Source organism: Microbulbifer maximicatervae (SeqCode), assembly GCF_052467825.1.
Genome location: NZ_CP174327.1, coordinates 670,630 through 694,292 on the forward strand (window position 1 = coordinate 670,630; position 23,663 = coordinate 694,292).

Sequence of the window (23,663 nt, forward strand, 5' to 3'; positions counted from 1 at the left end):
ATATTAGCTAGCCCTAGTTTCCTTACTAAGGAACCTCTGAATAATTCTGAGTCAATTTGGTAATATTCACCTACCCATCAAGACTACGATGAATCATGCACCAAGTCACCTTTGCCGAAGCAGAATATAAGCTAAAGCGCCGTATAACTCGCCGAGAGAAGTTTCTTTCTCAAATGGAAACCCTCATCCCATGGCAGCGACTAGAGGCTCAGATCACTCCTTGTTACCCACAAGGCAAACTTGGCCGACAGCCATATCCATTGAGTGTCATGCTTCGTATTCATTGCATGCAACTATTTTACAATCTCAGTGATCCCGCTATGGAAGATGCACTGTATGAAATTGAATCCATGCGTAGTTTTGCTGGATTGACTTTGAGTAACCCAATTCCCGATGAAACAACGATTCTTAACTTTCGCCACTTACTGGAGCTCAATCAGCTAGGTGCAGCTCTTTTTGATGAAATCAACAAACATCTTGCTGAGAATGGCATGGTACTGCGTGAAGGCACGATTGTAGATGCCACTATTATCTCTGCGCCAACTTCAACTAAGAATGAAAAGAAAGAACGTGATCCGGAAATGCATCAAACAAAGAAAGGCAATCAGTGGCATTTTGGGATGAAAATGCATATCGGGGTTGATGATGTGCTCGGAGTAATACATAGCATAGATACAACAGCAGCGAATTCGCATGATGTCACAACTACAGAGCGAGTTCTCCACGGGGAGGAGAAAAGAATCTGGGGAGACTCTGGGTACATTGGTGCGGAGAAACGTGAAGAGTTGAAAGAGCGGGAGGCGGATTGGTATATAGCAATGAAGCCGAGCAAGCTAAAAACTCTTCCAGGGCGTGATGCACTTCGTAAAGCGGAAAAGATCAAGGCGCAGATAAGAGCGAAGGTCGAGCACCCCTTCCGCTACATCAAACGGATATTTGGCTATGACAAGGTCCGCTATCGGGGACTGCTAAAGAATACTGAGAGGCTGTGCTTACTGGCAGGCTTTACCAACTTATTAATAGGGAGAAAATACTTGGCTGCCTAGGGGTGGTTCGCCTGAAACCCGCCTATTGAGGGTTTCAGATGAAAATTAGGGGACTATTACGCGAAAATTACACATTTGTGCGTAATAAAGTGAATTTTCAAGCAGCTCAGCTTAATTCTGGAAAAATGCTTCGTTGATCAGAGGGTCCCTAAATGGCGTAAAATTTAATATTTTACTTCTCGTTACTCTTTACGCAATAAAAAATGGAAGTAACAATCAGACAAAGAAACAAGAAAGATCAAAACTCTTAACAATTTTTATAGAGAGGCTATCTTTCTAGTACAAGCACACTAAAGTATAAAAGTAAGTATATTCAGAGTTCTGCACTAGTCACAAAGAAGAATAGATTCTGTATAATTGTATATACTATCACTATAGAAAATTATCTGGCGCTAAAGTAACCAATATAAACCTAAAACACTAAATCAGGATAGGTGCTAACAGCATAACTATATAAAAACAAAAAATTTATTAACGTGGTCAGGAGCTAACTTCACAGAGTAGGGCTTAAATATTTTAGCCAGATCGAAGACCTGGCATCGTCGACATACTTAGATTTAAGCCTTCATATATACAGATAAAGATTTAAATAAGTCATGTCTCTCACTGTTTTCTACTCTATTCTAATCTCTTTCATAATAGGTATAACCTTGCATACTTGCATTGAAGGTCTTAATTATTTGCTGACGTTCACGAGCACTAATACGCCCACTGCGAACAGCCGCTTCAACCTTATTACGAAAACGCGTCTTTACTTCATGCGGCTGATACTCGACATAACTTAGAACATCCTCAATAGTATCCCCATGAACCTCTTTCACAAACTCAAAGCTGGCATCTGAATTCAGTCTCACACTGACAACATTCGTATCACCAAATAAATTATGCAGATCACCTAGAGTTTCCTGATAAGCGCCCACTAGGAAAACACCGAGGTAATACTCCTCGCCGTGCTTTATTGAATGCAGAGGTAAGGTTTTTTCGACTTCCTGGTTGACTACGAATCGCTCAATTTTCCCATCACAATCACAGGTAATGTCGGCCAAGATAGCACGCCGACTTGGAGTCTCATTTAGTCGATGAATAGGCATAACAGGAAATAACTGATCAATAGCCCAGCTATCAGGTAAGGACTGAAATAAACTAAAATTACCATAATAGATATCAGCTAATGAATCTGCCAAGCCTTCCAGATCTTCAGGTATTCGCTCCATTTCTGAAAGAGTCTCTTTTATACGATGCAAAACATTGTAATAAATTGTCTCTGATACAGAACGAACACGAAGATCTATTTGGCCACGCTTGAATAATTCGCGAACTTCGTCCCGATAAAACTGCGCATCATTGAAGCACTCTTGCAATCTTTGAGGCTTCAAATAAGTCAGAATTTCACGCATATTTTGAAGCAATTGATGCTCATCTTCCTCAGCTTCTTTTAACTCTTCTGAGTCGAAACTTACAACATCAAGGATATTAAAGAGCAAAATTGATGTGTAGGCTACAGTAGCACGACCAGACTCCGTAACAATTATCGGGTGGGGTAAGTTATTACTATCTAATGTACTCTTAATTGTATCAATGATATCTTCGCAGTATTCCTCAAGTGAGTAATTTCGGCTTTGTCCAGTACTTGACTGTCTACCGGTGTAGTCAACTGCTAAACCACCACCTAAATCAATATACTTTAATGCCGCGCCCTCTTTACATAAATCGGAGTAATAGCGACAGGCTTCTAGTACACCACCGCGGATATCGCGGATGTTAGGAATCTGAGAGCCCAAATGGCAATGTAGTAACTCAAGGCAATTGAGCATTTGATGCTCGTTTAAGTAATCAACCACATGTATAAGTTGACTTGATGACAGTCCGAATACACTTCTCTCACCACTAGTAGCACTCCAATGCCCACTCACTTGAGTCGTCATTTTAACGCGCACGCCAATATGAGGGAAAATATCTAACGCTTGACTTCGCTCTACAATAATCGGCAGTTCGGTTAAGGTTTCAATAACAAAGATACATTTCAATCCAAGTTTTGTTGCCTCTAACCCCAATTCTATAAATTCTTGGTCCTTATAGCCATTACAAATAATTAGGCTATCTAGTTCTTCGATAGTGGATAAAGCTGCAATCATTTCGGCTTTACTACCAACTTCAAATCCATGTTGATAGCGAGAACCAAACTGAGCTACTTCATCGACAATTTGGGCCTGCTGGTTTACTTTAATTGGATAAACACCTTGGTATTTATTCTGGTAATCCAGTTTTTCGATTATCTGACGGAATGTTTCATTAAGTGAGCTAATACTTTTATCAAGAATATTCTCGACACGCAGTAAAACAGGCATGTGTAAACCGCGGTCCTGCATACCCTCTATAATTTGCATCAAGGGAACAGCGTCTGCCTCATCATCACTAGGGTTTTTTACGACAACATTACCCTGTGAATCTATATCGAAATAACCATTGCCCCACTGGTTAACACCATAAATATTCCCTGCCTCAGCTATATTCCACTGAGTATTAACTTCACTCTTGAGTTTATCTTTCTCTAACATCTTTTTACCATTAAGAATTCATTAGATTCCACTGAAGTGAACATTCCACACCTTGCGCAAATCGTAAGAAGTGGGAATCAATACAATCTATGATCTCTTTTAACTCCTCATCAGAGTTAGCACCACAACGCAAATCCAATTGATCTCCACTTCCGTTCATATCACAGAAACCCATATCAAACTCAATATGGCCGCAATCGCTGCTCCAGTGGGCATTAACTTTGTGAGCGAAGTGCTTACATAAACGCCTAATCATCCTCTCACTGTCAATGTGAATTACCGTTGAAAAAGCTAAAAATTGGCTATCATGCTCAGCCTCAACTTTATTAATAGTGCTCATATCCCCACTTCTTAATTAAATCACTTTATGCCGAGCCAACTTTTAAACGAAAAGATGTATTCAGCAATTAACATCTTTGGTAATGATAATCATTATCAAAGATGTTAATTGCTTTCATGGCCGAAAAAAACCACTTTTACAATTGTTACGGCAGCATAATAGCCAATAAAAACCGTCGATAATTAAAACGTTTTGAACTCAAAGACAGCTTTAAGCTTGCTAATGTTAAACAAGCCTGATTAGAATTTTAGAAAGGAGAAAATACTTGAATAATGCCTAAACCGATACTTAGTACACCTAAATTTACCGTTTAACTTAAGCTAGTCTTTTATTATGAAAATCTATAACCTTTGCCATGAATCGTAGCAAAGCGGTCAGCCGATATACCAACTTCAATAAACTTTTTCCTGATACGACTAAGATGCATCTCAAGGCTTCGATCATAACGGGAAAATTGCCTGTTGAGTACCGCACGATATAAAAATTGCTTACTAACTACCTTGAATCGGTTCTCAGCGAGTATCCAAAGTAGTCGAAACTGAATAGGTGTAAATGCTAACTTATCTCCCCTATAAAAAACCTGCTGCTTTGATTTTAATAACCTTAAATGATCGACATCAATCTCACCCTCAATGTTACTTTCCCCCTTGTGAGTTCTACGCAGTATTGCGTTTACACGCAGCACTATCTCGGTGGAATCAATCGGTTTGGATATAAAATCATCAGCCCCTTGCCGAAAGCTCTCTATCCTTTTTGCCGTTGTATTAATTGAAGAGAGAACAATTACAGGCGTTTGCCCCCAGCTACGTATAGCCTGTAAAGGTGATAAATCATCATTGGTGGGCAAAAACGCATTAACTAAAATAAGATCAAAATAGTCTGCGGGCATTACCATCAACCCTTCACTAACATCTTGACATTGAGTGACATTAAATCCTTGCTTTTGCAAAGTGCCGCTCAATTGTCTGCTTATTTTAGTATCACTTTCCAATATTAAAATATGCGCAGTTGCCACAACAGCCTCTTATCCACAACCAAATTAAAACTTGAATTTTTTGAATCCAAAATTATTCATAGCGCAAAAATACTCTCGCCCACCGACGACCTTAATATGGGGGAACCCGACTGGAACCTACACATAGCTCTTACTTTTGACGTCTGACAGTAATTTTAATAGTACATTTTCTAAACTATTTTCAATGGATACACATATGACTTACCAAGACATTTAGCACTGCAAAACATCAATACTGCTGCGCACTTCCTGTACAACCATTGCACGGGACACGCCACCAACATGCTTAGTGCCCAACACAATATTGCATTGGCTCAAACAAAAATCTATTCACATTTAGAACATCAAAACTTCACAATGCAGCTTTATGTATCAACCTAAATTCACCGATATTAATGATAATCACTATCATTTGCAACAAGTGGAATATATAATACTGCCTCAGAACCTATTTTCTCATGATTTGAGACACTTTAATGTCAGCCCAAAATCCAGCGCTTTCCGGTCGTATCGTCAAGACTTTTTTTTACTATGTGCTACCTTCAATAGTCGGCTTAGTTGCAATAACAAGCGCCAACCTGATTGATGGCTTTTTTGTCGGCAACACCATAGGTACAGACGCTCTCGCTGCAATCACTCTAATGATCCCGTACTTCACCTTGTTGATAGCTATTGCCATCATGCTGGCAATAGGCGGGGCTGTGAGCGTAGGTAAAGCCATAGGTGAGAAAGATCCGAAAACAGCAAACGCCATCTTCAGCCAATCCCTTATTGCCGCTGTGGTTATTAACACTCTGTTAGCGCTGGGCAGCTTAGCCTTCAACGATTTACTTTTTGAAATACTCAATATTTCAGCCCAGGTTGCTGTATTAGCAAGGGAATATTTCGACGTCATTCGCTGGGTGTTCATTTTACAGTTAACCACAATGGTGCTGTATTATTTTGTACGTGCTGATGGCCATCCGATATTAGCCACATGTGCTTTAGTAATCGGCGCTGTTCTCAATATTATTCTCGATGCCTGGTTTATCGTATACTTGGAATTCGGATTAGCTGGGGCTGCTTATGCAACTGCAATAGCACAAGTTATACAATTTTTAGTATTGAGCCGTTATTTTTTTAGCAAGAAAAGAACACTTAAGTTTGAATTACAACAAAGAAACTGGAAACTACTTCTTAACTCAGCTTATAACGGTATATCAGAGTTTATAAACGAGATATCTGTTGGTATTATTTTTTTCATTCTAAATACTTTAATGATAATGCGGCTAGGCGTAGATGGTGTAGCGGCATTTACTCTGGTCAATTACTTCATTTTCTTAAGTGTCATGCTTAGTTATGGTTTAGCAGATGCACTTCATATCGTTGTCAGTCAAAATTTTGGAGCTCAGCACTTAAATAGAGTGAAATCTTTTTTGTCAATTGCAATATTAAGTACCATCTGCCTGGGTATCATAATCGTTGCACTGCTCGTTTTTTGGCCAGAAACTGTTCTGAGTTGGTTTACCAATGAACAAGATCAGGAAATATCCCAAGTCAGCATGCAATTGCTGCCATTGTTGCTTCCACTATTTTTAATTAATGGGACTAACATCGTCTTAACCTGTTACTTAACAGCAATACACAAACCAAAACCTTCAGCTTTAATTGCTATTAACCGCAGCTTATTATTCCCCGCTGTATTTTTGATTGCCTTTTATTATATGTTGCCCAGCTGGCACTTATTACCAGCAGCAATAAGTGATTTATCATTTATTGTTGCACTGCCATTAGCAGAATGGTGCACCTTTTTGTTGGCCGCCTATTTTTGCTACCAATACAGGCCTACGAAGCTGAAAGTGAATCAAACTTCAGTCTAAGTAACGCCAAGTGAGATACAGCTCTAAAACAATAGTAACAATTGTAAACTTACTTGCTGGTGAGAATGTGTATCATTATCATCTGAGTAAGTTCTTTTACTTAGTATCTCCAGGAGAATATCGTCATGCCATTCACCGCAAAAGAGCTGGCGGAAAAGGCTTCTTTTCAAGCATTTGCTAATGCATATATAAGAGAAGTTGACCCCGGTGTTTGGCATACAAGCTCTGATTGGCAATTACAAACTGGTGTGGCCCTTGAAGAAGAAAATGGTTATGCACTAGAACTTTATTTGAACGGAACTGGAGTTACACTTGCTTTAGAGGCTTCTTATCGTTCAATTGTCGGTCGACATGTATTTACTAAAAGCTATCGCAAATTAGCAAACCAATGGAATTGGCAACCCATAGATTTTACTTCTGCGATTATGATGTTAATAGATAACATTTATGCAAAAGATAATAACCAAAACAATAAGCCAAATACTCCAGCCAACAAAATAGAACTATTAAATCGCACTTTAGAAAGTCTTCAAATCATGCAGGATTATCTTACTAAGCGACTAGATGATCCTACACTTAATAGCTCCGATTATATTTGTTCTGAACAGTCCCTGTTATTTGGACATTGGCTTCATCCAACACCCAAGTCACGCCAAGGCATTCACTCTTGGCAACATGAAAAGTATACGCCGGAATTGAAATCTAAATTTCAATTACACTTTTTTGCCGTGTCAAAAGATCTTCTGGAGCAAGATTCTTTACTCGACGAGAGCGTTGAGGAAATTATCAATAACATATTAGGGGCCGATATTGATATCGATATCGATATCGATAAACAACTAATACCTGTACATCCCCTACAAGCACAGTGGCTGTTACACCAGGACTATGTTCAGCATTTACAACGTGACGGATTAATTGTCGACTTAGGTCTTATGGGTAAGATGTTTACGCCCACTTCTTCTGTCCGCACTTTGTACTGCAGTGAGCTGAATTATATGATTAAGCTCTCGATCCCTGTAAAAATAACTAATTCGCTAAGAAAAAATATGGCTCACGAATTAGATCCGGGATTAAATGTTGGAAAGTTGTTCTCATTAAGCAACTTCAAGAAAAAATTTCCACAGTTTGTTTTAATTGAAGATCCTGCCTTTATTACTGTTAAATTACCTAATATGCAGGAAACAGGCTTTGAAACTATTATACGGAAAAATCCATTCAATAAAGATACAAACAGTCTAGAACTACCCACAGTTTCAATCGCTGCATTGGTACAAGACCCTATCTTATCCGGAACTCAGTCTAAATTAGCTCAGCAAGTTTTAAGCTTGGCTTCCAAGCAGGGCATTAGCGCAGAAGAAGCAGCGTTAAAATGGTTTAATTGTTATTGGCAATGTGCAATTGAACCAACAATTAGACTTTACGATAGTCAGGGTATTGGTTTAGAGGCTCACCAACAAAATTCTCTATTAACTATTTATGATGACTGCCCAATTAGATACTACTATCGAGACAATCAAGGTTTCTACCTGTCGGAAAAAATGCAGGATAAGTTGCTCGAAGCTGTACCTGAGTTGAGGAATAATCCTGACTTATTTTATCCTGACAATATGATTGCAGACCGGTTTGGATACTATCTTTTTGTCAATCAGTTATTCTCAATTATTGGCCGTATGGGACAAGATGGCCTTATTGATGAGAATAAACTATTAAAATTAAGTTACAGCAAGCTTAATCTCCTAAATTCTAGGGTACTGACAAGCGTCGGCAAAAACTTTACAGATAGATTATTTAATAATTCTAGTATTCCCTGCAAGGGAAACCTTCTAACTCGCGTTGAAGATGTTGATGAGCTGGAAGCGGAAAAAGAATTAGCTGTTTACACTAATATACGAAATCCTTTCTTCGACCTGCATCAAGAAAGCTTGACTACCCATAAGCAAGTTAACGAGGTGACTCTTGCTCACAGTTAACCCACAGCAGCATTTATCTCAACAAGACTTAGAAATCTCTCCTTATAAAAATTCTGACAGCCACTTAGCTGAAGAAAAAAGAGTGATTCGCCAGCTCTTGGAAGCATTGTTGTTCGAGCATCTTTGTGATTACTCTTATCACGATGGTTTTTTCTATTTTACATTAGGAAGATCTTTTTATCGTGCTTCAGGAAGAATTTCTGGTTTTAGTCGAATTAGAATCAATGCAGAAGAAATGTTTTTTTCTCAAAGAGATGAAAAGCATGTAGATACAAAACTTCAGGCACAATGGATAAAAAATATATCTCAAAGCATTGATTGGCAACCAATAACACTAAATGCCCTTGTTGAGGACTTGCCTACTTCAGTAGTAGTAAAGAAAAAGCTGGCAATTGAGCTCGAACAAACTGTTAAACTTTGCCAGTGGAACAATAAGCATTTAAACCGCCATATAAGCCGTCGTGAATTAACATATACCCAGTTAGAGTCTGCAATTGATGAAGGGCACCCTTATCATCCATGCTTCAAGGCACGAACTGGGTTTAGTGAGCTTGATCATAAACTTTATGGTCCAGAGTTTGGCAATAATTTTCAACTACATTGGTTGGCGATTAGACGATGCTATTTGAAGCGTCGATTTAACTCTGTAACTGAAAAAATATTTTGGGAAACTGAGCTTGGTGAACAATGTTACCAGCAGTTAAATACACAAATTAAAAATCTAACTTCCGATAGTACTGCATTTTCATTGATGCCTATCCATCCATGGCAGTGGAAGTTTTTAAAAGATAAACTTGAGCCCGCTATTGCTGATGGACAAGTATTTTACCTTGGAGAGGCTGGCGATCAATATCAAGCCAGCATTTCTATTCGTACATTATTAAATATTAGCCATCCTGAAAAAGCTAATATAAAACTACCTCTGAATATAATTAATACTTCTTCACTACGCACTATAGAAAGTCACACCATTTGTACTGCACCTGCTATATCAAACTGGTTAATACAAATTCTGGAGTCGGATAACTACCTGAAGCAAAATATGATTTTGCTGGCGGAGTACGCCGGAATAAGGCCTACAAATGATGGCACTGAACATCAGGAATGGATTGAGAATCTTGATGGTCAATTGGGTGTAATCTTTCGACAGAGCCTCCTCTCATACTGTGATGAGAAAAATGTAATACCTTTTGTAGCCCTAAGTATAATAGAACAAGATGGCAGCCCTTTTATCGAGCCCTGGATTGCCGAATATGGTTGTCATAGTTGGTTGGAGAACCTGCTCGAAAAGGTGGTTATTCCCATATGGCACTTACTAGTTCATCACGGTATTGCAATTGAGGCGCACGGGCAAAATATCTTATTGCAACATAAAGATGGTTGGCCTGAAAAAGTTATAGTGCGCGATTTTCATGAAAGCATGGAGTACGTTCACAATTACTTAGCACAACCGGAATTAGCGCCTACTTTTACTGACTTCGAGGAAGAATATAGTTTTGGCGGGCCAAACCAATATTATTGGATGGAAAGTGTCGAAGCTTTGCGCGAACTTTTAGTAGATACCTTATTGGTTTTTAATTTATCTGACCTGGCCGTATTACTTGAAGATTACTACCAATTTCCAGAAAGTGAATTTTGGAAATTAGTTTATCAGAGCTTTAGGAAATATCAGCAATCAAATTTAACTGATCAAAAGCGCATAGCCCAAATCGATTTATTCCAGCCGGAAATTAAAACCGAATCACTATTGGATAAGAAATTTCGCGGGAATCGTGAAACAGAATTTCATCATCACATAAGAAATCCGTTAGCAGACGCTGCTTTACATGATGCCCAAAAGGAAACCTCCAAGACATCAATATCAGTGCCAGCAGTACCAGGAAAACCCTATGCTTACAATAAATGATAAGTTTTATAGTAAAGAAGACTTTAACGAGCAACAGCAGTCCTATGTATCAATAAATACTATTAATGAGAGTAACGCTGTTGCGGTATGTATTGAAGATAATTTTATTTGGTTGACTCTATGTTATTACTTAAAGTCAAAGAAAAAATCTGCCATGCCTATCCACCCCAGTGTTCCAAAGGATACTGCAAAGCGTATGGCAGAAAAAGCTGGCTGCGAATTGCTGATTTATGGTGACTTAGCAGGATTAATTGAGCTACCGGCAACTAATTTGAATAAATCTGAAGCAGGTATTATTCAAATGAGCTCCGGCACCACAGGTGAGCCAAAATGCATATTGCGAAGCTGGGCGGATATTGATATTGAGGTAAAGAGTTATTGCCAGGCTTTCAGCGACCCGGACAGCATGACTCCAGTTGTCGCTTGTCCCGTTACCCATTCATATGGATTAATTTGTGGCGTAATGGTTGCTCTGAATCGAGGTCAGTCACCACTGATAATTAGTAATATCAATCCTAAATATCTTATCAAGAAGCTGCAGAGTTGTCAGCGTCCGCTTTTGTATTCTTCTCCGGTAATGTTGCAGGGATTATTACGTTTATGGCCGGCCAATAGCAAACTATTTGCTGCTATGACTTCAGGTTCCACTATGCCACAACAGGTATTTGAGAAGATTCAGGCACGTGTAGAAAACTTATATCAACAGTATGGATGCTCTGAAGCGGGCTGTATTAGTATAGGACAAGATTTATCTGCTGCTAACGATCAAGGAAAGCCATTACCTCATGTCGAAATTACCTGTGGTAATCTCGACAATAAGCAGCAAGAGATAGTTGCTTATGTAAAAACTGCATCAGGAATTAAAACTGTTAAAACACAGGATGTCGGCTATTTGAGTGAAAATGGTCGGCTGCATTTTCTTGCACGAATGGATGACACAATCATCGTATCAGGGCTAAATGTATATCCTGTAGAAGTAGAAGATATCATACTTGAACACCCGCAAGTTAATGATGTAGTGGTGTTTAAGATAGATGATCAATTTGCGGGCCAACGAGTTTGCCTACAGTATGTCGCTTCCCCAGCAATAGACCCCTCCGAACTACGCCAATGGTGCAGTCAACACTTAGCACTATTTCAAGTACCGCAAATATTACAGCCGGTCGATGAGATAATGCGAATGGCTAACAGTAAAGTGAACCGTAAGCAGATTTCGCTGAACTATCAACAGAACATACTAACCAGAACAAATAAAAGTAGTGAAGGAAAACAAGCTGAAAGAGCCAACTAGTAAGTAGGGGCTATCTATTGAGCAAACAAACAATATATTAATTATGCAAAAGACTGAAATAGTAGATTCGATTCAGAGCATACTTACTAATGAGTTGAATCTAACACATATAGAAGATGTTCAGCTTCACTCCAAGCTAAATGAAGATTTATACCTTGATTCCGTACTGATCCTGCAAGTACTTATTAGCTTGGAATTAAAGCTGGGAATTGATATACCCGATGATGCCTTGAACTTGAAGGATTTTGATACAGTCGATAGCTTTAGTGAGTTTATATTAGGCCGGGTTAACTATAAGAGCGAGAATGGCGCTTCTCCCAAACATACCGATCCTCAAGAGAAATCAGGAGTCGAAATAGCTCCAGCAGAACAAGCTGAAGAGCAGACAGAAGAGTTTGAGGATATTAAAGTACATTGTTTTGTGAGTTGTCTATGCGAGTGTATCAAAGCAAATGATTATGTTGACCATAGACCATTTTATTTTGGTGTATGGGACGCCGATGTTGTAGTTGATAATGATTATTGTATCAACTATCACGCTGAGAATTTGAACCATGACTTCTTTCGAAACTGGTTCGAGAAAATTTATGGTGTCGAGGTAAAGTCCTGGTACAACCAAGGCTTATCCAAAAGCGATAATATTAATGCCTTACTAACATTACTAGACAATAAATCTGCCAGTCAGAACATAATGGTAATGCTAGATATGTATAGGTTGCCAGAACGCGAAAATAAGTTTAACCAGAATCCATTCCCTCACTACGTAATGCTGGAAAATAGCCAAAATCCAGAAATGTTATTTATGTGGGATCCTGATTTTCGCTGGGAAGGAGAGCAAAATAAAAAACAAGTATTACACGCAATTGAGTCGGATGCTGTTGCTGGCGGTTATATCTTTGATAGCAGCCAAATTAAACCAAGCTCCAATCAGGCAATTCATGACTATTTTACTTCCTGTTTGAACTTAAACAATAATCCGATGACGGATGCTGTGCGAAAAATTGTCAAGGCACATTTGGCTCCTGAAAGTCAGCTCTGCCCCTCTAATTTAAGCCATGCTCTCACTCAGCTTCCCGTATTGGCTATTCGAAAGTATGCCTACGAACATGGCTTAGCATATTTTATGTTGCAGCTGAATTTGGATTTTGATGAATTTGAAACATGGTGCAACATTATTGAAGAGTTAGTTTCCACCTATAAACAGATTCAATTTCGCTCTATGAAAATTGCGAATTACGCTACTGAAGGAAACTATCCATCCGAATCATCGACAGATATTAAAACAGAAATCATGCAGCTACTGGATCAACAAGATCAGCGAGAATTTAAAATCAAACGTCAGCTACATACATTATTTCAACAATGGCAAAACCATGTAGCTATTACTAATAAAGAACGTTCCAATGAGGTGTGCATATGATTTTATCTATCTGTACAATCTCTTTTCGCCATCAACTGGTTTCAATTGATCATTTGGCAAAGTGGGCGAAGCATAATCATTTTCAGGGTATTGAATTGTGGGGAACTCACGCAAAAAATCTCGCCTCTCAACCAGAATATAATAAAGATTGGTTGGCGGACTACGGCCTAAAAATCACGATGTTAAGTGATTATTTAGCGCTATATGCCACTGAAGCAGAGTTACATAAACAAGTAGAACATTTATGTTACTTAGCAAAACATTGGGGCGCTAAGAAAATTAGGACTTTTGCCGGCTCCGAAGCAAGCGCAAACATATCTGAGCATGGCTTTGCACGATTAACAAAGACGTTGCGCAAGGTCTGTCATTGGATGTCCCGACATGACCTCAATTTGATTATTGAAACACATCCCAATACATATGCGGATTCCGTCCCAGCAACAAAGCATTTATTACAGAGCGTTGCTTGTGACAATCTTCAAATCAATTTTGACGTACTCCATGTCTGGGAATCAAAAACTGAAGTGATCCCAGCTTTTGAGGCTTTAAAAGATAATATTAATCATATCCACTTAAAGAATGTAAGTTCTGCAGAATTCCTGAATGTGTTCTCGCCTGCTAATGTATATTCTGCTTCTGGCTCGCGGGAAGGTATTGTCCCGCTGTTTGATGGCGCTGTTAACTATCAGGAATTTGTAAGTCATATTAGTCAACATCCAGACAAGAGAGTCCGCAACATTGAAGCTTCACTGGAATGGTTTGGTGATGACTGTAAAGAAATACTAGCTAGAGATAGATACCTAATTCAACAACTTCAGCAGTGTCGCGAACCACTAGCCATTTAGTAAATTGGGTCTGCTAATTTCTAGGAAATCTGGCAGACCCAAGCTATCAACTCTTAATCACGGTAAATTTTCGTTAAGTCTTGGTAATGATCGACACGTCTATCTCGCAAGTATGGCCAAATACGGCGTACTTGTTCACTTTTCTCCATATCTATATTCGCAATTAGTATCTCACCATCACTTTCACTTGCACAGACAAGTAGCTCGCCCTGTGGGCCGCAGATAAAGCTATTACCCCAGAAATCAATGCCGGCAGAACTTCCACTGGAATCACTTTCATGGCCCACACGATTACAACTAATAACTGGTACGCCATTCGCTACCGCGTGGGACCTTTGTACAATTTTCCAGGCTTCAAGTTGCCGTTGCTGCTCAGCCGCATCATCGCGCGGGTCCCATCCAATTGCGGTTGGGTAAATCAGTAATTCTGCTCCAGCCATTGCCATCAGTCGGGCAGCTTCAGGAAACCATTGATCCCAACAAACCAATATGCCCAACTTGCCAATACTCGTATCTATAACTTCAAAGCCTAAATCACCAGGCGTGAAATAAAATTTTTCGTAAAATCCAGGATCGTCCGGAATATGCATTTTTCGATACTTTCCGGCAATAGAGCCATCTTTATCCAATACCACTGCAGTATTGTGATAAATACCTGCAGCACGCTTTTCAAATAGAGAAGTCACTATGACCACGCCGAGTTCTTTTGCAAGTCTTCCAAAATAATCCGTACTGGGTCCAGGGATCGTCTCAGCTAAATCGAATAAATTCACATCTTCTGACTGACAAAAATACAGGCTACGATGCAACTCCTGCAGCACTACTAAATCAGCACCTTCACTCGCTGCGGCACGTATCCCCTGAGTTGACCTATCAATATTTTGTTGGCAATCAACAGTGTTATTTTGTTGAACAAGTGCCACTTTAACTATGTTACTCATTAATAAATTCGCTAGATTGTTTAATTTTAGATTAGATGCAAAAAATTATTTTTAACGCCTAATTAGCCAAGAGGTTTTTCGGCAGCTGCATAGTTAAACAATGCAAACTACCGAACTGTTCGATAATGGGCCGGCAATTAACCGCAACTATCTGATGCTCCGGAAATGCCACCTGGAGAGTTTGTAACGCCTCAGTATCTTCTTCAACATCATATACAGGAGCTAGTACCGCATCATTGATAATTAGAAAGTTGGCATAAGTGGCAGGTAAACGCTCGCCACTTACATTTGCTTGTCCGCTAGGCCATGGTAATTCCAGCAAATTAAATGATTTCCCATCAAGCGAGCGCATTTGTACTAAACTCTGCTTCATTTTCTCAAGCTCATCAAAAAAACGATAACCACTTTCATTACAGCCCTGATAGACAATAGTTTGGCCAGGTGCGAACCGTGCAAGAGTGTCGATATGACTATCTGTATCATCGCCCTCTAATGCGCCATGATCCAGCCATAGAATATTCTTTGCACCTAACTCAGTTTTTAGCAGTCCCTCGATATCCGCTCTTGTCATGCGGTGGTTACGATTTTTATTTAGCAGACAGCGCTCAGTCGTTAAAAGGTTGCCCTTTTCATCAATATCTATTGCTCCACCTTCAAGAACGACGTCAATTTTTCGCCAATTACAGATACCCAATTGCTTAAACATTTCCTGGTTAATCTGATTGTCTAAATCAGCCGGGTATTTGCTTCCCCATCCATTAAACGTAAAATCGAGAGCAACAACTTCTCCTTGGCTGTTCACTACTGAAATTGGGCCATGATCTCTCGCCCAACTATCATTTGTGGCAACAATAACAAACTGAATATTCTGAATTATTACATTAGCCCTATGTAATAACTGGCTAATATGTATTTTTAAAACCTCATCATGACAAACGACTACCAGTTTTTGCCGAGCAGTTATAGCTTCGCAAATAGAAACATAAACCGCTTCTACTTCGCTTAGTATCGGTTTCCAATCAGTATCCGCATGGGGCCAAGTGAGCATTATTGCATCTTGCTTGGCCCATTCAGGTGGCAATCTATTTGACATAAGTTTTAATTACTTTATCTGATAGTTATTTTAAATTTACAGGGGTGTTGAATCAGCACCAAATGATAATAATTATCATTACAATGATATAGAAAAATTCATTTCGCGCAAGTTTGGGCTCTGATTTAAATAGACTTTCGCACAGTTTTATCGTTTTCCAGATTTCATCTGGAAAACGATGCAAAGCCCTCTCAGTAAAGATTTTATTTATTTAGCATGCTCCAACTTCCTCCGAAACAATGCACTTGGCAATGTAACTAATAGATAGCGTTTTAAGAACTCAAACAGGTCCGGCTGCACTTTGAGATTAATTACTGGATGGGAGCGAGGCACAGCTCTCCACCTGACTTTCAATAAAGCCATCTCAGCTATTCTCAACTATATCTGTTCTAATACGGGAAAGACTTGTTTACTGACATGTCAACATTGATTTCTCCGCTAGAAGCAAATCGCCGAGTCTCTTTAAAGGAATATCATGGCCTGGTTCTACTTAATACTCGCCGGACTATGCGAAATTGGTTGGGTGCTGGGACTGAAAATTTCACAGGGCAGTAACACCCGCCTTCTGGGTGTGGTTATGGCTGTGGTATTTATTGGGGTCAGTGGATTTCTTCTGTGGCTGGCGCAGCGAGAGATACCTATTGGTACTTCCTATGCGGTCTGGACAGGAATTGGTGCCGCCGGAGCCTTTGCGGTAGGAGTGCTGTTCTTTGGAGACTCCACCAGCCTTGGACGCTACCTGGGAGTTTTGCTCATTATCTTAGGCGTTGTCACGTTAAAACTCTCTCATTAATTGAGAAGCACCCGGGAAAATTCCCGGGCGCCAGTTCTATTAATCCTCTGAATATTTGTGTTTACGTGCCTGGTTTTGCACAGATCGATACATCTGGGATAGCGCTCTCTCCCCTGCCCGTTTCTGCGCGAGAGTTTGACCGTTACGGCTTAGTTCCTGTTGCAGTTTTTGCCAATTGCGCAAGCGCCGATCATCCAACGAACCGCCCGTTATTGCCTCTTGTACCGCACAGCCTGGCTCTGACTGGTGCTGGCAGTCAGAGAAGCGACACTCTCTGGACAAGGCCTCAATATCAGAAAAAGTCTCCGCCACGCCATCTTCAACATGCACCAACCCTAGCTCCCGCATTCCAGGGCTATCGAGTAACAGCGCTCCCCAACTCAGGGAGTGAAGAGAGCGTTTCCGTGTAGTGTGACGCCCTTTACTATCGGCTTCGCGAATGGTACCAGTCTCAGCCAGGGATTCGCCAGACAGCGCATTTAGCAAAGTGGATTTACCCACTCCAGAAGAACCTAACAGCGCGATAGTTTCCCCAGGTAAGCACCACTGGCGCAGCTGTGCCACGCTTTCTCGATCCAGGCTATTTACCATTGCAACAGGTAATTCACCGAATGGGCGCAAAGCCTGAAGAAAAGGGGCAATGTCTTCACACAGATCGGCCTTAGTCAGTATCAGGTGTGGGCTGCAACCGGACTCCCGAGCCAGAGCCAAATAGCGCTCAATACGTGAGAGGTTAAAGTCATCATTCAGGGACGAAACAATAAAAACACTATCGACATTGGCGGCGATCATCTGCACCTGATGCCCCCCAGGTGCCATGCGCTCAAACTGGCTGCTGCGGCTCAACAAACGCACGAAATATCCACTGCTCTTCTCTAGCAACAGCCAATCCCCCACTGCGGGCAAATTAGCCACAAGACTCCCGGTTAGCGGAAGGGACACAGCCCCCTGCTCGCCGGCCAATTCCAGGCGACTGCGGTGTACAGCCATAATCCGCAGCGGCAAACACTGCTCGAGTTCTTCGAGCGTCAGCTGCTGTTGGAAAAAAGACTTCCAACCGAGTTTTTGTAGCGGAGAAGCTTCCCGCTCAATTTTGATAGATAGGGAATTAGTGCCGAATCTATTAACAGACCGGCGGGTAAAGTGAGATTTACTCAAGATTGAAACCCTCTGGGCGCAACAAAGCACCAAGCGACCGCAGATACGCGGCCAACAGAGCTTTCTCAGGGAAAGCCCGACGTCTAGGAATCTATCGCCGGGCGTGGGCAGCTGGAGGCTGCTACTGGACCCGACGGAGGGTTGTAACAATCATCAATCATCCTCCGCAGTCATTGAGTTCTGGATTCCGCCAAAGTACCTGGCGGGCTATGGGCAAATTAGCACTACCCGGGGATAGGAGCAAGGATAATCCCGGGAAGCCTCTTAGTAATTGCCCCGCCACAAAAAGCAAAGCCGGCAAAAGCCGGCCTTCGAATCCGATTACAGCGAGTGCATCACCTTTCTCGACTCACCATAACCCGATCAGTTGAGTATAGATCCGGCTTTTTCTTTCGCCATCGCGTTTACTCGAGAAGCATCTTCTCCTGCGGGTGCTTCCACCAAGTGACGAATTTATAAAGCTTTTATGACACCCCCAACCACCTCCCCCAGACCTCCACCTCCTCGGGGTGGGAGGCCGTCAATGCGTGACTGCGATTCAATACCAACTGAGAGAACCGCAACAAGTACAAAAAAAATGGGAAGCGCTATGCCAACAACAAAATTTACAGGGCCCGGCACAAAGGCGGGGCTGATTCTGGGGGCAGTCTTCTGCTCCATCCAAATACCGGTGTGGGCATCTGACACACCAGACCCCACAGAGGTCAATATTCCCGGCAACCTACAAAGCCAACTGGGCTGCGATGGCGACTGGCAACCAGGTTGTGTCGCCACCCTGCTCAGCTATGACAGCGAAGACGACAAATGGCAAGGCAACTTTTGGATACCCGCCGGCAACTGGGAGTACAAAGCCGCTCTCAACAGCAGCTGGGATGAAAATTATGGCTGGGGCGGCCAGAGGGACGGCGGTAATATTTCCCTTAGCCTGGATGAGGCCCGCGAAGTTAAATTTATCTACGACCACGAGAGTCACTGGATCACCGACAACCACAGTAGCGTGGTCGCCACTGTAGCCGGCAACTTCCAATCCCTGCTGGGGTGCCCGGGAGACTGGCAACCCAGTTGCCTGCGCAGCTGGATGCAGGATGCCGATGGAGATGGCACCTACACCTTTATCACCTCAGCACTGCCTGCCGGTTCCTATGAATTCAAGGTAGCCTTGCACGAAGGCTGGGAGGAGAGCTACGGCAACAATGGAGCTAACGTCAGCTTTACCGTGGCTGCCGATTACGACGAAATCTACTTTGCTTTTGACTCGAATAGTAAAGAAGTCTCCGTCAGCAGTGATGGCTTCGCCAAGGGTGACCTGAGCAGCGATAGAGCTCACTGGGTGGATACCAGCAGCTTTGCCTGGGATATCCAGGTGCAGGAAGGTATCGAGGTTAAATTGCACTACAGCAACAGCGCCGAGCTAAAACTGGAGGACGGTGATATCCGTTCCGATGGCACCATCGATCTCCCCCCTCTCGCCACCCTGCCCGGCAGCGCCCAACAAAAATTCCCGCACCTGGCCAGTTTCAGTGCCTGGCAATTGCCAGGGCAGGCCTCCATCAGTGATCTGGTCACCCAGCAACTCGCACTCGCCGCTTACGATGCGAAGGGCAAGTTACTGGATGCAACTGGTGTGCAGATGGCCGGAGCCCTCGATGACCGCTTCTACTACGACGGTGAACTCGGTGCCCGTGTCCGCGAGGAGAGTATCCAACTCGATCTTTGGGCACCCACTGCAAGGGCAGTAAAGCTGCACCTGTTTACAGACCCCAGCAGCGATAGCGCCGATCACGTGGTATCCATGCTGCGCGATGAATCTACCGGGGTTTGGAGTGCCGATATCGATAAGCAGTGGGACCGCAGCTTTTACCTCTACGAGGTCGAGGTGTATTCCTACTTCAGCCGTCAGATTGAAACCAACCTGGTCACCGACCCCTACTCCCTGAGTCTCTCCATCAATAGCGGCAAAAGCCAGATCGTCAAGCTGGATGACCGGGACCTGAAGCCGCGCGGTTGGGACCGCCTGCGCAAGCCCAGGTTAACCCAGCCGGAAGATATCAGTGTCTACGAGCTGCACGTACGCGATTTCAGTATTGCGGATCAAACTGTCCCCGAAGCAGAGCGCGGCACCTTCAAGGCTTTCACCCGCAAGCACAGCGACGGCATGCGCCACCTCAATAAATTGGCCCGCGCCGGCCTCACTCATATCCACCTGCTGCCGGCCTTTGACTTTGCCACAGTCAATGAGGATCGCATGCAGCAGCAGCAAACACCGGACCTCTCAGACTACGCATCGGACAGCAGCGAGCAGCAGGCCCAGGTAGATGCAATTCGCGATACCGATGGCTTTAACTGGGGCTACGATCCATTGCACTACACGGTCCCCGAAGGCAGCTATAGCAGCGCTCCCGATGGACCTGCACGCATTCGCGAATTCCGTCAAATGGTGCAGGGGCTATCCCGCTCCGGCCTGCGACTGGTAATGGATGTGGTTTACAACCACACCAGCTCCTATGGCCAATACGACAACTCCGTACTCGATAAAATCGTCCCCGGCTATTATCACCGCCGCAATCTGGAAGGCGGTGTGGAAATGAGTAGCTGCTGCGCCAATACCGCCAGTGAGCACGCCATGATGGAAAAGCTGATGATCGATTCCCTGGTCACCTGGGCCCAGGCCTACAAGGTGGACAGCTTCCGTTTCGATCTGATGGGACATCACAGCCTCGACAATATCCTCAAGGCGCAAGCGGCACTGCAATCACTGACCCCGGCAGCCGATGGTGTCGATGGCAACGCTATCTATTTGTACGGCGAGGGCTGGAATTTTGGCGAGGTGGCTGACGATGCTCGCTTTGTACAGGCCCGCCAGGGCAATATGGCCGGCAGCGGTATCGGCACCTTTAACGACCGCCTGCGCGATTCCGTGCGTGGTGGCAACCCCTTCGGAGGCTTTGAGGAGCAGGGCTTTGGTACCGGTCTGTTCACCGACAGCAACGGTAAGTTTGAGGGAGAAGATGAGCGTGCCACACTGCTAACCCTGGCAGATAAAGTCCGCGTTTCCCTAGCCGGCAACCTGGCGGATTATCCTTTTGAAGATGCCAACGGCAATATCATTACCGGCAGCGAGCTGGTCTATAACGGCCAGCCCACCGGCTATACCGCCGACCCGCAGGAATCCATTAATTATATTGCCGCCCACGACAACGAGACGCTGTTCGACGGAGTACAGATCAAAGCCAGTGACAGCGCCGACTTGGCTGAACGAGTGCGTATCCAGGCATTCAGTAATTCCCTGGTTCTGTTCGCCCAGGGAGTGCCGTTTATCCACGCAGGCCAGGATTTCCTGCGCTCAAAGTCGATGGATCGGGACAGTTACAACTCCGGTGACTGGTTTAATGCGCTGGACTTCAGCCTCGCCACCGATAATTGGGGTGCGGGTTTACCTATCGCAGATAAAAACGAAGATAACTGGTCCCTGATGCAACCTTTACTGGCAAACCCGGAATTGGCTCCCGAGCGCCGGCACCGCTTGTGGAGCTCTGCTCTATTCCGCGAGCAGCTGGCGATTCGCAACAGCTCTCCCCTGTTCCGCTTGTCTGATGCAGAGTCCGTAGAGGCACATCTCAATTTCCTCAACACCGGACCCGACCAGATTCCTGGGCTGATTGTAATGGAGTTATCCGATTCCAGTGGCAGCATCGATCGCCGCTTTGAACGAATTGTGGTGCTGTTTAATGGCGATGACGAATCATTGGAATTTACCAGCGAAAACCTTATTGGTGAGTACCTATTCAAGCACCCACGTCAGCGCCGATCAGTAGACTCACGCCTGCACAAAGTAAAATTTGATAGGAGCAGCGGCACCTTTACTCTGCCCGGCCGAACTACCACAGTATTTGTGCAGCCACGCCGTAGATATTAATTCTTTATAAATTTTGAAAGGCCGGATTTTCCGGCCTTTTTTTCATTTTTTAGAAACTAATTTCCCGGCTCTCACCAAGTAATCAGCTCGCAATTGTCATATTCCGCAGATTGATTTAGCGTGTACCTAAATAATAAATAGGTGTACAAATCATGAAGCGTCTCCTTCTCTGCGGCATCGCAACTCTTCTCTCATCCGCGACACTGGCAAAAACTACTGTTATCCATGCAGGCACACTCCTCGCCGTTCCCGGTGAGAAACCTTTGCAAGAGCAAAGTGTAATTATCGAGGACGGCAAGATCAGTGCTGTCAGATCCGGTTATGTAAGCCCGGATAACGCTGAAGTCATTGATCTTAAGAATAGTTTCGTAATGCCGGGCTTAATGGATATGCACGTGCATTTACAAGGTGAGCTGGGCCCTAAAAATGATACCGAGGCTCTCAAGATGTCCATGCCGCTGACCCAGATGCGCTCGCAAATGTTTGCCATGCGAACCCTGGGGTCTGGTTTTACCACTGTGCGCGATGCTGGTAACAGTGGTGAAGAAATGTATGCGATGCGCGATGCGATCAATAAAGGTTGGGTAGATGGCCCGCGAATTGTTGCAGCCGGCAGGGTGGGAATAACTGGTGGCCACGCAGATATCAGCGGGGTCAGTCCAGAGCTAATGGAGCTGCATGATGACAAGACCAAAACTGTATGCGACGGCCCCTACGAGTGCCGACGCGCGACCCGCCATGCGATCAAATATGGTGCTGACTTTATCAAGATTACCTCTACCGGTGGTGTGCTCACCGATCGCGCTACCGGAACTGGTCAGCAGATGGAAATGGATGAGTTAAAAGAGGTGGTCCTTGCAGCCAAACGTATGGGCCGCAAGGTGGCCAGTCATGCGCATCAGGAAGAAGGCATTATCGCCGCACTGGAGGCTGGTGTAGACAGTATTGAGCACGGCACCTACGCAGGTCCCCGCGCCCATAAGTTATTTAAAGAAACCGGCGCTTATCTGGTTCCGACACTTCTCGCCGGCGATACTGTGGTACAGCTGGCAAAAAATACCGATGTCTTATCTGAGGCTCAGAAGGAAAAAGCCATTCGTGTTGGCACAGACATGCGCGGCAATTTCCGTAAAGCGGTCAATGCCGGAGTAAAAATTGCTTTCGGTACCGACTCAGGTGTATCCAAGCACGGCATCAATGCCCGCGAGGCGGTACTGATGAGTGAAGCCGGTATGGACAATATGGCCATCCTGCAATCCGCTACCGTTAACGCCGCCGACCTGATCGATATGAGCGATTCACTGGGCACCATTGAGTCCGGTAAGTACGCCGATATTATCGCCACCGATGGCTCGCCACTGGATAATATCGATGAACTTTTAGATGTGGATTTTGTGATGAAAGGGGGCAAGGTCTTTAAGAATTAAAAGCCTCTGAATAGTTTAATAGCGAAATTAAAATATTCGAACCCAGTTTTAATTAATTTCTACAAAATAAAAAAGGCCGGAT

The 23,663-nt window shown here is 43.3% G+C and carries 16 protein-coding genes; 10 read left to right on the forward strand and 6 right to left on the reverse strand.

Translation table 11 applies throughout. The annotated features are described in order from the left end of the window. Positions 1 to 95: 95 nt before the first annotated feature. Positions 96 to 1,046 (forward strand): IS5 family transposase, encoded by a 951-nt coding sequence (locus ACJJII_RS02955; RefSeq protein WP_444916445.1) that lies wholly within the window; start codon positions 96 to 98, stop codon positions 1,044 to 1,046. 623 nt (positions 1,047 to 1,669) lie between these two features. Here the strand turns inward: ACJJII_RS02955 and speA are convergent. From speA to ACJJII_RS02970, 3 genes are all read right to left on the reverse strand, one after another. Then, positions 1,670 to 3,604 (reverse strand): biosynthetic arginine decarboxylase, encoded by a 1,935-nt coding sequence (speA, locus tag ACJJII_RS02960; RefSeq protein WP_444918221.1) that lies wholly within the window; start codon positions 3,602 to 3,604, stop codon positions 1,670 to 1,672. Between the two features lie 10 nt (positions 3,605 to 3,614). Next, entirely contained in the window at positions 3,615 to 3,944 is a 330-nt protein-coding gene (locus ACJJII_RS02965) for a DUF2218 domain-containing protein (protein ID WP_444918222.1), read from the reverse strand. Between the two features lie 331 nt (positions 3,945 to 4,275). After that, a complete protein-coding gene (locus tag ACJJII_RS02970) occupies positions 4,276 to 4,959 on the reverse strand; it encodes a response regulator transcription factor (RefSeq protein WP_444918223.1) in 684 nt (227 codons plus the stop codon). A gap of 476 nt (positions 4,960 to 5,435) precedes the next feature. Between ACJJII_RS02970 and ACJJII_RS02975 the strand changes: the two genes are divergently transcribed. The 6 genes from ACJJII_RS02975 to ACJJII_RS03000 all read left to right on the forward strand — a co-directional run bounded on the left by ACJJII_RS02975 (position 5,436) and on the right by ACJJII_RS03000 (position 14,253). Further along, on the forward strand, positions 5,436 to 6,818 hold the full coding sequence (locus tag ACJJII_RS02975; RefSeq protein WP_444918224.1) for an MATE family efflux transporter: 1,383 nt from the start codon (positions 5,436 to 5,438) through the stop codon (positions 6,816 to 6,818). 125 nt (positions 6,819 to 6,943) lie between these two features. Then, positions 6,944 to 8,791, forward strand: a complete 1,848-nt coding sequence (locus ACJJII_RS02980; RefSeq protein WP_444918225.1) for an IucA/IucC family protein — start codon at positions 6,944 to 6,946, stop codon at positions 8,789 to 8,791. Continuing rightward, a complete protein-coding gene (locus tag ACJJII_RS02985) occupies positions 8,778 to 10,697 on the forward strand; it encodes an IucA/IucC family protein (RefSeq protein ID WP_444918226.1) in 1,920 nt (639 codons plus the stop codon). Before ACJJII_RS02980 ends, ACJJII_RS02985 begins: the two co-directional genes overlap by 14 nt. Then, positions 10,681 to 11,988, forward strand: coding sequence for an AMP-binding protein (locus ACJJII_RS02990; protein WP_444918227.1), 1,308 nt, complete (start codon positions 10,681 to 10,683; stop codon positions 11,986 to 11,988). The genes ACJJII_RS02985 and ACJJII_RS02990 overlap by 17 nt, the downstream gene beginning before the upstream one ends. 43 nt (positions 11,989 to 12,031) lie before the next feature. Next, positions 12,032 to 13,408 carry a DUF6005 family protein gene (locus ACJJII_RS02995; RefSeq protein WP_444918228.1) on the forward strand — a complete coding sequence of 459 codons (1,377 nt, stop codon included), beginning with the start codon at positions 12,032 to 12,034 and terminating at the stop codon, positions 13,406 to 13,408. After that, complete coding sequence (locus ACJJII_RS03000) at positions 13,405 to 14,253, forward strand: sugar phosphate isomerase/epimerase family protein (protein ID WP_444918229.1); 849 nt, start codon at positions 13,405 to 13,407, stop codon at positions 14,251 to 14,253. Before ACJJII_RS02995 ends, ACJJII_RS03000 begins: the two co-directional genes overlap by 4 nt. Before the next feature lie 53 nt (positions 14,254 to 14,306). Here the strand turns inward: ACJJII_RS03000 and ACJJII_RS03005 are convergent, their stop codons facing one another. After that, entirely contained in the window at positions 14,307 to 15,194 is an 888-nt protein-coding gene (locus ACJJII_RS03005; RefSeq protein WP_444918230.1) for a carbon-nitrogen hydrolase, read from the reverse strand. Between the two features lie 58 nt (positions 15,195 to 15,252). Continuing rightward, the gene (locus ACJJII_RS03010; protein ID WP_444918231.1) at positions 15,253 to 16,287 is read right to left on the reverse strand and encodes an agmatine deiminase family protein; all 1,035 of its coding nucleotides are present in this window, start codon (positions 16,285 to 16,287) and stop codon (positions 15,253 to 15,255) included. Between the two features lie 475 nt (positions 16,288 to 16,762). Between ACJJII_RS03010 and ACJJII_RS03015 the strand changes: the two genes are divergently transcribed. Beyond that, the gene (locus tag ACJJII_RS03015; RefSeq protein WP_108734565.1) at positions 16,763 to 17,080 is read left to right on the forward strand and encodes a DMT family transporter; all 318 of its coding nucleotides are present in this window, start codon (positions 16,763 to 16,765) and stop codon (positions 17,078 to 17,080) included. Between the two features lie 39 nt (positions 17,081 to 17,119). Here the strand turns inward: ACJJII_RS03015 and rsgA are convergent, their stop codons facing one another. Continuing rightward, positions 17,120 to 18,238: a ribosome small subunit-dependent GTPase A gene (gene rsgA, locus ACJJII_RS03020; protein ID WP_444918232.1), complete on the reverse strand. Its 1,119-nt coding sequence runs from the start codon at positions 18,236 to 18,238 to the stop codon at positions 17,120 to 17,122. A gap of 589 nt (positions 18,239 to 18,827) precedes the next feature. On the opposite strand from rsgA, the gene pulA reads away from it, so the two are divergent. Beyond that, a complete protein-coding gene (gene pulA, locus ACJJII_RS03025) occupies positions 18,828 to 22,154 on the forward strand; it encodes a pullulanase-type alpha-1,6-glucosidase (RefSeq protein ID WP_444918233.1) in 3,327 nt (1,108 codons plus the stop codon). 152 nt (positions 22,155 to 22,306) lie between these two features. Further along, the gene (locus tag ACJJII_RS03030) at positions 22,307 to 23,581 is read left to right on the forward strand and encodes an amidohydrolase family protein (RefSeq protein WP_444918234.1); all 1,275 of its coding nucleotides are present in this window, start codon (positions 22,307 to 22,309) and stop codon (positions 23,579 to 23,581) included. The last annotated feature ends 82 nt before the right edge of the window (positions 23,582 to 23,663 follow it).

Bases quoted from the DNA above. Each gene is read 5' to 3' on its own strand.
- ACJJII_RS03030 (WP_444918234.1), top strand. From the start codon at position 22,307: ATGAAGCGTCTCCTTCTCTGCGGCATCGCAACTCTTCTCTCATCCGCG.
- ACJJII_RS02975 (WP_444918224.1), top strand. From the start codon at position 5,436: ATGTCAGCCCAAAATCCAGCGCTTTCCGGTCGTATCGTCAAGACTTTT.
- ACJJII_RS02995 (WP_444918228.1), top strand. From the start codon at position 12,032: ATGCAAAAGACTGAAATAGTAGATTCGATTCAGAGCATACTTACTAAT.
- ACJJII_RS02955 (WP_444916445.1), top strand. From the start codon at position 96: ATGCACCAAGTCACCTTTGCCGAAGCAGAATATAAGCTAAAGCGCCGT.
- ACJJII_RS02990 (WP_444918227.1), top strand. From the start codon at position 10,681: ATGCTTACAATAAATGATAAGTTTTATAGTAAAGAAGACTTTAACGAG.
- pulA (WP_444918233.1), top strand. From the start codon at position 18,828: ATGCCAACAACAAAATTTACAGGGCCCGGCACAAAGGCGGGGCTGATT.
- speA (WP_444918221.1), bottom strand. From the start codon at position 3,604: ATGTTAGAGAAAGATAAACTCAAGAGTGAAGTTAATACTCAGTGGAAT.
- ACJJII_RS03005 (WP_444918230.1), bottom strand. From the start codon at position 15,194: ATGAGTAACATAGTTAAAGTGGCACTTGTTCAACAAAATAACACTGTT.
- ACJJII_RS03015 (WP_108734565.1), top strand. From the start codon at position 16,763: ATGGCCTGGTTCTACTTAATACTCGCCGGACTATGCGAAATTGGTTGG.
- ACJJII_RS02980 (WP_444918225.1), top strand. From the start codon at position 6,944: ATGCCATTCACCGCAAAAGAGCTGGCGGAAAAGGCTTCTTTTCAAGCA.
- ACJJII_RS02965 (WP_444918222.1), bottom strand. From the start codon at position 3,944: ATGAGCACTATTAATAAAGTTGAGGCTGAGCATGATAGCCAATTTTTA.
- ACJJII_RS03010 (WP_444918231.1), bottom strand. From the start codon at position 16,287: ATGTCAAATAGATTGCCACCTGAATGGGCCAAGCAAGATGCAATAATG.
- ACJJII_RS03000 (WP_444918229.1), top strand. From the start codon at position 13,405: ATGATTTTATCTATCTGTACAATCTCTTTTCGCCATCAACTGGTTTCA.